The 8,241-nt window shown below is 64.2% G+C and carries 6 protein-coding genes; 2 read left to right on the plus strand and 4 right to left on the minus strand.

From position 1 onward, the window contains the following. Window positions 1-3: 3 nt before the first annotated feature. Entirely contained in the window at window positions 4-1,398 is a 1,395-nt protein-coding gene (locus JQ632_RS35790) for an OmpA family protein (protein WP_212407418.1), read from the minus strand. Between the two features lie 164 nt (window positions 1,399-1,562). Between JQ632_RS35790 and JQ632_RS35795 the strand changes: the two genes are divergently transcribed. Next, window positions 1,563-2,621, plus strand: a complete 1,059-nt coding sequence (locus tag JQ632_RS35795; protein WP_212407419.1) for a polysaccharide deacetylase family protein — start codon at window positions 1,563-1,565, stop codon at window positions 2,619-2,621. A gap of 226 nt (window positions 2,622-2,847) precedes the next feature. After that, complete coding sequence (locus JQ632_RS35800; RefSeq protein WP_212407420.1) at window positions 2,848-3,648, plus strand: SDR family oxidoreductase; 801 nt, start codon at window positions 2,848-2,850, stop codon at window positions 3,646-3,648. 201 nt (window positions 3,649-3,849) lie between these two features. Here the strand turns inward: JQ632_RS35800 and boxB are convergent, their stop codons facing one another. The 3 genes from boxB to JQ632_RS35815 all read right to left on the minus strand — a co-directional run bounded on the left by boxB (window position 3,850) and on the right by JQ632_RS35815 (window position 8,119). Next, entirely contained in the window at window positions 3,850-5,301 is a 1,452-nt protein-coding gene (gene boxB, locus JQ632_RS35805; protein ID WP_212407421.1) for a benzoyl-CoA 2,3-epoxidase subunit BoxB, read from the minus strand. 123 nt (window positions 5,302-5,424) lie between these two features. Beyond that, the gene (gene boxC / locus JQ632_RS35810) at window positions 5,425-7,113 is read right to left on the minus strand and encodes a 2,3-epoxybenzoyl-CoA dihydrolase (RefSeq protein ID WP_212407422.1); all 1,689 of its coding nucleotides are present in this window, start codon (window positions 7,111-7,113) and stop codon (window positions 5,425-5,427) included. A 190-nt stretch (window positions 7,114-7,303) separates the two neighbouring features. Further along, window positions 7,304-8,119: an alpha/beta fold hydrolase gene (locus JQ632_RS35815; protein ID WP_212407423.1), complete on the minus strand. Its 816-nt coding sequence runs from the start codon at window positions 8,117-8,119 to the stop codon at window positions 7,304-7,306. Window positions 8,120-8,241 lie beyond the last annotated feature (122 nt).

Consider the following 8,241-nt stretch of genomic DNA (forward strand, 5'->3'; position numbering starts at 1 on the left):
GTCTCACCTCACCAGAAATTCGATGCGGCGGTTTTGCGCCTTGCCTTCGTCGGAATCGTTGCCCGCGACCGGCTGCGTGCTGCCATAGCCGATTGCCGCGAAACGATCAGCCGGCAGACCGGCCTTCACGAGATAGTCGATCACTGCCTGCGCGCGCTTCTCGGACAGCGCCTGGTTGAACCCTTCCTCGCCGTCGGCATCGGTATGACCGGCGACCTCGATCCTGGTGTTGGGGCAGCGCAGCGCAGTCTCGATCAGGTGATCGAGCAATGCCGCCGAATCCGGATCGATATTGGCGCGCTTGGGCTCGAAGCGGATGCGCCCCTTGGTCAATATCTCGGTGAAGAGCTGCTGACACACTGTCCCGTCGACAGGCCCCGCGGCGGGCTTCACCGTGATCTCCGGCTTGTACTGCCAGTTCTTGGGAAAGTCCTTGCCGAGGCCCGCGCGGATGTCGGCTGCGGCCCCTTCATAGAGCGCGTCACCCGACAGTTTTACCTCGCGATCGCTGACCACGAGCGTCCCGGTCGACAGCCGCGACAGCGCACCGAGGGCTGCGACCACCGAGCCGCCGAACGAGGCCGGCGCACCGACGCTGGATTTGAGATTGTCGACGACCTTCTCGCCGAAGAATTTTCGCGCAGCAGCCGCACTTATGGCGGCGTGCACAGTGTTGTCGGGCACGTAGCCGGTCAGCGTCACGGTTGCGGCGACCGGGTCCTTGTAGGCCTGGAAGACATAGGGCGGCGCCTTGATCTCGTTCGTGGCGACCGAAAAACCTTCGGGCAGGTTCTTCAGCGCGGCTGATATCGCTTCACGGCCGCCGAGATCGCGCGCCATGCCCGAGAGCGAGACCTTGGTGTCCGAAATCGTGATCTTGCCGTCCTTGAGCTTGCCGATCTGGTCGAGCAGCAGCATCGCGGCACTCTCGAAGCGCAGCGGCGCCCCGCGCGCCAACCCCATCTGGTCGGCCACTTCGACCCCGGGCACCTCCTTGCGGGCCGCCTCCATCAGCCGGCCTTTCATCGCCGGCAGCGGCGCGCTGCCGGACAGCGTCACCCGGACCACGTCCCGCTCGGCGCTCCAGACGAAGGGGTTTGCCTCCTGGACCAGGCGGGTCTGATCGTCGACCAGGCGCACGCCCGGTACGTTCTCCACCGCGGCCACGGCGTCCCGCCGGCCCTCCTCGGAGAAGGCCTGCGCCACCAGGCTGACGTCACGTCCGTCGACCGCGATCCTGGTCCTGTCGAGAACGGTATCCTTGAGCGCGGCGGCGCTGCGGGCGGCGAGGTCAGCCTCCACCGGCAAGGTGTTATTCCAGACCGCAATTCCCCACATGACGGCCAGGGGGATGAGCCCTGGCCACCATTTGCTGGCCCACCTGAAAAGCTTTTGCATTCGACGACCTGAACTCTGGAACCGGAGACAAAACAAACCCTTGGCGGGCTGTCAAACCGGAAATGCCGGCCCTGTGAAGGCCCAATCCGGGCAATTGGAATAACTTTTTCTTCAAGGGTCGTTCCGTAAGTTGGGGGCGGAATGCCAGGGGTCGGCCAGCCTTAATGAAATATCTGCGCAACAACGTCATTCGCGTCGGGCTGGAAGCACTTTATTTCAGCGGGGCGCACCACCTCCTGCGGCCACTGCTGTCGGGCGTCGGCGCCATTTTCATGCTGCATCAGGTGCGCCCGCCCCGAGACACCGAGTTCCAGCCCAACCGCCATCTCGAGGTCGCCCCCGATTTCCTGCGCGCAACGCTGGACCATCTTCGGTCGCGCGACATCGACATCATCTCCATGGACGAAGTCCATGAGCGGCTGGTGCAAGGCAGGTTTGCCCGCCGCTTCGCCGCCTTCACGCTGGACGACGGCTATCGCGACAATCGCGATTTCGCGCTGCCCGTGCTGCGCGACTTCGACGCGCCGTGCACGATCTATGTCGCGAGCGATTTCGCCGAAGGCGTGGGACGGCTGTGGTGGATCGCGCTCGAAGCGGTGATTGCCAAAACCGACCTCGTCGAGGTGCAGATCGGCAACGCCGCGCTCCGCCTCGACGCCGCGACGGCGCAGGCCAAGCAGGCGGCCTTCGACCGTCTGCACGACTGGCTGCGCGCGCTACCGGGCGAGCACGATCTGCAGCGCGAGATCGGCGCGCTCTGTGTCCGCTACGGCGTCGACATGCCGGCGCTGTGCCGCGAGCTCTGCCTGTCCTGGGACGAACTGAAGACGCTCGCCGACGAGACGGGGCTCACGATCGGCGCGCACACCATCACCCATTGCAATCTCGCCAGGCAGCGCGAGGAGATCGCAGCGCAGGAAATGGCCGCGAGCAAGGTGCGTATCGAGGCCGCGCTCGGGCGCCCCGTGCAGCACCTCGCCTATCCCTATGGCGATCGCGACGCCGCCGGCGAGCGCGAATTCTCGCTGGCCGCCGCCAGCGGCTTCAAGACTGCAGTCACGACGCGACCCGGCATGCTGTTCGCCGAAAATGCGGGCCACCTGACCGCGCTGCCGCGCGTCTCGCTCAACGGCAATTATCAGGACGCCCGCATCCTGCCGGTGTTGACCTCGGGCGCCGCCACCGCGATGTGGAACGGCTTTCGCCGGATCGCCGCGGCCTGATCGTCGTCCCGGCGAAGGCCGGACCCATACCGCGTGATTTCTCCGTTGCGTGTGGTGCTAGTCCCGAACGACCAGTCTTCGTCAAACTACTCCCTGTGGCTACGGGTCCCGGCCTTCGCCGGGACGACACTGAGTTAGTTGGGCCACCGTTGCGCCACACTCCAACTCGCTTCCTTGACTCGCCCCCTCCCCGCGCCCAAAACGTCCCGCAACCAATGGAGGCGTCATGTTCAAGGACTTGTTCTCGCTCAAGGGCCGCATCGCCCTCGTTACCGGCGGCTCTCGCGGCATCGGCAAGATGATCGCGGCGGGCTTCCTCGCGCAGGGCGCGGCAAAAGTCTACATCACCGCGCGCAAGGCCACGGCTTGCGAAGCGACCGCCAACGAACTGTCCGCACAATATGACGGCGAGTGCATCGCGCTGCCGATCGACATCTCCAGCCTGGCCGGCGTCGAGATGCTGGCGAACGAGATCAAGAAGCGCGATCCGAAGCTCGACATCCTCGTCAACAATGCGGGTGCAGCCTGGGGCGCCGAGTTCGACGAATTCCCGGAGAGCGGCTGGGACAAGGTGATGAACCTGAATGTGAAGTCGCCGTTCTTCCTCACCAAGGCCCTGGCCGCGCCGTTGCGCGCAGCCGCAAGCGTGGAACGCCCGGCGAAGGTGATCAACATCGCCTCGATCGACGGCATCTTCGTCAACCCTGGCGAGACCTACTCCTACGCCGCGAGCAAGGCCGGGCTGATCCATCTGACACGGCGCATGGCGGCAAGACTCATCTCCGACCATATCGCAGTCACCGCGATTGCACCGGGGCCGTTCAAGTCCGACATGAACCGCGCCGCGCGCGATCATGGCGACGAGGTCGCAACGCGCGTGCCGGCAGGCCGCATCGGCACCGACGAGGATATGGCGGGCGCTGCGATCTATCTCGCCTCCCGCGCCGGCGATTACGTGGTGGGCGCGACCATCGCGGTCGACGGCGGCATTGCCTACGGCAAAGTGGGGATCGAAGCGAGCGATTAGGGATAGTTGAGGGCAGCGAAGCTCGCCTCACACTCCATCGTCGTCCCGGCGGAGGCCGGGACCCACCGCGGAATCTTTCGATCGTCGTCGGTAGCAGTATCGAACGACGAATCTTCGCCAAACTACTCCCTGGGGTCATGGGTCCCGGCCTTCGCCGGGACGACAGCGGAGTTTTTTGGCGTGCGCGTCAGGCCCTGGCGCTTACGACTCGATCTTCACGTACTCGAAATCGCCGGGCTTGTTGTCGATGCCGACCTTTGGCGGCGAGATCCAGGAGGCGTACTGGCCGATCTCGGTGACGGGCGTCATCAGCGAGGTGATGAAGTCGCCGTCGCTGGTGGACGGCAGCCACTCGTCGCGGCGCTTGGCCCAGGTCGCGTCGTCGATCAAAATGCCGTCGGGCGTGGCGTGCACGTCCTTGAACTCGCCGATGTGGCGATGGAAGGCGACGTTCGGCAGCTTGAGCTGGTAGCTGTAGCCGGCGGTCGAGATCACCTTGTTCCAGCGCAGCATGCCCTTGACGCAATCCTGGCTGTAGTCGTCGCGCAGGCGCATGTTGAGCGCGGTCAGCGCCGGCTCGTCGACCAGCTTGGCCTCGCCATTGATGAGCTTCAGCACCGGATAGGTGGAGTTCTTGAGCTGGTGGTCGTCCTCGATCTGAGTCTCGTGGTAGCGGCCCTTGATGCCGGCATTGAAGGCATTGGCGGCGTTGGTCGAGACTTCCGAGCCAAAGAGATCAAGCGACAGCGTGTAGTGCAGGTTCAGCTTCTTCTGGATGGTCGGCAGGTCGATCACGCCGAGCGCGCGGACCTTGGCGATGTCGGTCGGATCGGTGATGCCGGCGGCCTTCATCGCATCGCAGGTGCGTTGCACGACGCGGGTGATGCCGGTCTCGCCGACGAACATGTGATGCGCTTCTTCGGTCAGCATGAAGCGGCAGGTGCGCGACAAGGGATCGAAGCCCGACTGCGCGAGGCTGTGGAGCTGCATCTTGCCGTCGCGGTCGGTGAAGTAGGTGAACATGAAGAAGGACAGCCAGTCCGGCGTCGCCTCGTTGAAGGCGCCGAGCATGCGCGGCGCATCGGCATCACCGGAGCGGCGGCGCAGCAAGTCGTCCGCCTCCTCGCGGCCGTCGCGGCCAAAATACTTTTGCAGCAGGTACACCATCGCCCAGAGATGGCGGCCCTCCTCGACATTGACCTGGAACAGGTTGCGCATGTCGTAGAGCGAAGGCGCGGTCTTGCCGAGATGGCGCTGCTGCTCGACCGAGGCCGGCTCGGTGTCGCCCTGGATCACGATCAGGCGGCGCAGCATGGCGCGATGCTCGCCCGGGACTTCCTGCCAGGCCGGCTCGCCATAATGCTCGCCGAAAGGAACGACGCGATTTTCTTCCTGCGGTGCAAGGAGAATGCCCCAGCGATATTCGGGCATGCGGACGTAATCGAACTTGGCCCAGCCGCGCGGATCGACGGAATAGGCGGTGCGCAAATACACGAGCGATTCCTGGAAGCCCTCCGGGCCCATGTCGCTCCACCAGTCCATGTAGCCGGGATGCCAGCCTTCCAGCGCCTTCAACACCTGGCGGTCTTCGGCGAGATTCACGTTGTTGGGAATCTTGGTCGAGTAGTCGACGTTCATGATGTTCATGTTCATGGCCGCATCTCCTTGGATTTCTTCCGTCATGCCCGGCCTTGTGCCGGGCATCCACGTTCTTGCTTCCTTGAGCCAAGCACGTGGATGGCCGGGACAAGCCCGGCCATGACGCAGTGAATGTCGTTACACTCTCGTCATATCGAATTTTGGCTTCTGGCCGCTGCCGTAGCGGCGCAGCGCGCCTTCCTCGCCGACCGCGTTCGGGCGCTGGAAGATCCAGTTCTGCCATGCGGTCAGCCGCGCGAAGATCTTTGACTCCATCGTCTCGGGGCCGACGAAACGCAGGCTCGCTTCCATGCCGGTGAGGCTGTCGGGCGAGAAGCTGGCGCGCTCCTCGAGGAACACGCGTACCTCATCGTCCCAGTCGATGTCGTCGAGTGCGAAGGTGACGAGGCCGAGCTCCTCGGCCTCCTCGGCATCGAGGCTGGTGCCGACGGTCGCTTCCGCGCGCTCCACGTCGGACGGATCGGCCTGGAAGCGCGATTGCAGGCGGGTCAGCCCGTGGCTCATCGGATACGGGCCAAAATTCATCGCGGAGAGTTCGATCGACGGCGGCGGGCGGTTGTCGCCCTGGCGCGTGCCGATCAGCATGTAGGAGCGGTCGGCGGCGAAGACGAGTTCGGCGAGCGTGCCGGCAAAGCAGGAGCCGGGCTCGACCAGCGTCACCAGCGTACGCGAGGTGACGTCGATGCGCTTCAACACACGCTTCCAGTAGTGGCGGATCTCGTTGACCAGCCAATGCGCCTTGTTGGCTTCGAGAAAGGCGTCGCAAGCCAGCACATGGGCGCGATCGCCATGGCTCTTGAACACCAGCATGGCGATCTCGAGCTCGTTGATGCGCAGATGCAGGATGGCATCGTCGAGCTCGCGCGCGACCTGGAGCGGCCAGAAGGAAGCACCTAGCGCCAGCATGCCGTCGATGTCGGCGGGCGGCGCCGTCTCCGGCGCCTTGATCGAGATGGTGGCGATGCGTGCGGCGCGATCGATGTCGACGTTGACAAAGCCGTAGCGGATGCTGGCCTCGTCGATGATGCGCTTGATCGGCGTCAGCGCGATACCCTTGCCGCTGCCCTTGCGCTTGGAGGCGCCTGCAAACTCCCTGGCGCGCTCGGCGATCTTGGCCTCGAGCTTGGAGTTTGGTGCGATCTCGTCGACCAGGCGCCACTGCACAGCGCGCTTGCCCTTCACACCTTCCTCGATGGTGCAGAAGAAATCGGCGTGGTCGCGGCGCACTTTTCGCTTGTCGACGACGCGCGTCAGGCCGCCGGTGCCCGGCAGCACCGCGAGCAGCGGCACTTCCGGCAGCGCGACGGCGGAGGCACCGTCGTCGGCGAGGATGATGTGGTCGGTCGCAAGCGCGAGCTCATAGCCGCCGCCGGCGGCCGAGCCGTTCACCACGGTGATGAAGCGCTGGCCGGAATTCTCGGAAGAATCCTCCATGCCGTTGCGGGTCTCGTTGGTGAACTTGCAGAAGTTGACCTTGTGGGCGTGGGTCGAGCCCGCGAGCATGCGGATGTTGGCGCCGGCGCAGAACACGCGGTTCTTGGCAGAGCGCATCAGCACGACCTTCACCTCGGGATGCTCGAAGCGCAGACGCTGGACCGCGTCCGCCAGCTCGATGTCGACACCGAGATCGTAGGAATTGAGCTTGAGCTGGTAGCCCTCGAACAGGCCGCCATTCTCGTCGACGTCCATGGTCAGCGTCGCGACGTCGCCGTCGACCGTGAGCTTCCAGTGCCGGTAGCGCTGTGGCTCGGTCTGGAAATCGATGAATTTTGCACCGCCTGCGAGGCGACGGTCTTCCCCGGCCATGAGCCACCCTTGAGCGTTTGGTTGTGAGCTTCGTCTTATCCGTTAGATGCACAATAGTGCATATTTTGGAGCGCGTCTAGCCGATAACTGCCAAGACATGCATTTTGTTTCATCCAGGCGTTTTGGACAGCCATGGCAACGAACCGCGCGGAAGCGGCGGCACGTTCATCGCTGACCTGCCTCCGCTGGATCATGCGGCGCGCCCTTCGAGCCCCTGATCGTCGCGCAGGGCCGCCTCGGCAAATTGCGTAATCGCGTCGAGCGTCGCCCTCGGCGCTTCACGATGCGGCGAATGAGCCGCGCCTGAAATGACTTTCAAATCGACCGGGCAATAGCACTCTTCCTGCGCGATCTCGACCTGACGCATCGTGCCGTATTGATCGTCCACACCCTGCACGATCAGGATGGGGACGCGGATATAGGCGAGATAGTCGGAAATATCCCAGTCGCGGAATTTTGGATCGAGCCAGGCGCCGTTCCAGCCGTAGAAGGCGTTGTCGACGTCCTTGTGCCAGCGCGCGAGTTTCGCCTTGAGGTCGGTGGTCTCAAAGGTTGTCTTGATCGCGGCGATCGACGTCACCGAGATGTCCTCGACGATGAAATGCGGCGCGAGCATCGCGACGCCCTGCAGGCGACGGTCCTGATGCGAGCCGGCATAGATCGCCGCGATCGAGGCACCGTCGGAATGGCCGAGCAACATGCCGCGCCTGAAGCCGATGGCGTCGAGCAGCTTTGGCAGCACGTCGAGCGCCTCGCGATGCATGTAATCGAGCGGACGCGGCAGTGTTACCGGAGACGACTGGCCATAGCCGGCGCGCGAGTAGAGGAAGATGCCGGCGCCGGTTGCTTGCTGAAGCTTCTCCGGAAAGTCGCCCCACAACCCGACCGAGCCGAGACCTTCATGCAGCATGACGATGGTCGGCGCGTCCGCGGAGTGCGGCGCGAGCCATTTGTATTCGAGGCTGGCGCCGTTGATGGTGAGGAAGCCTGTGGGGGTGAGGGTCATGTTCGAATTCCCATTCCTAGCGGAAGTGCCCACCCTCCCCCTCCAGGCAGGGGAATCGCATATGGGTTTTCGCTAGCTATTGCATTGTAAGGCAAGACGGATTCTGAAGACGACTCCCGGGT

The sequence above is a fragment of the Bradyrhizobium liaoningense genome, assembly GCF_018130955.1.
GTDB classification, from domain to species: Bacteria; Pseudomonadota; Alphaproteobacteria; order Rhizobiales; family Xanthobacteraceae; genus Bradyrhizobium; species Bradyrhizobium liaoningense_C.

Coding starts and splice junctions, on each gene's coding strand:
- boxC (WP_212407422.1), bottom strand. CDS start 7,113: ATGGCCGGGGAAGACCGTCGCCTCGCAGGCGGTGCAAAATTCATCGAT.
- JQ632_RS35800 (WP_212407420.1), top strand. CDS start 2,848: ATGTTCAAGGACTTGTTCTCGCTCAAGGGCCGCATCGCCCTCGTTACC.
- JQ632_RS35815 (WP_212407423.1), bottom strand. CDS start 8,119: ATGACCCTCACCCCCACAGGCTTCCTCACCATCAACGGCGCCAGCCTC.
- boxB (WP_212407421.1), bottom strand. CDS start 5,301: ATGAACATGAACATCATGAACGTCGACTACTCGACCAAGATTCCCAAC.
- JQ632_RS35795 (WP_212407419.1), top strand. CDS start 1,563: ATGAAATATCTGCGCAACAACGTCATTCGCGTCGGGCTGGAAGCACTT.
- JQ632_RS35790 (WP_212407418.1), bottom strand. CDS start 1,398: ATGCAAAAGCTTTTCAGGTGGGCCAGCAAATGGTGGCCAGGGCTCATC.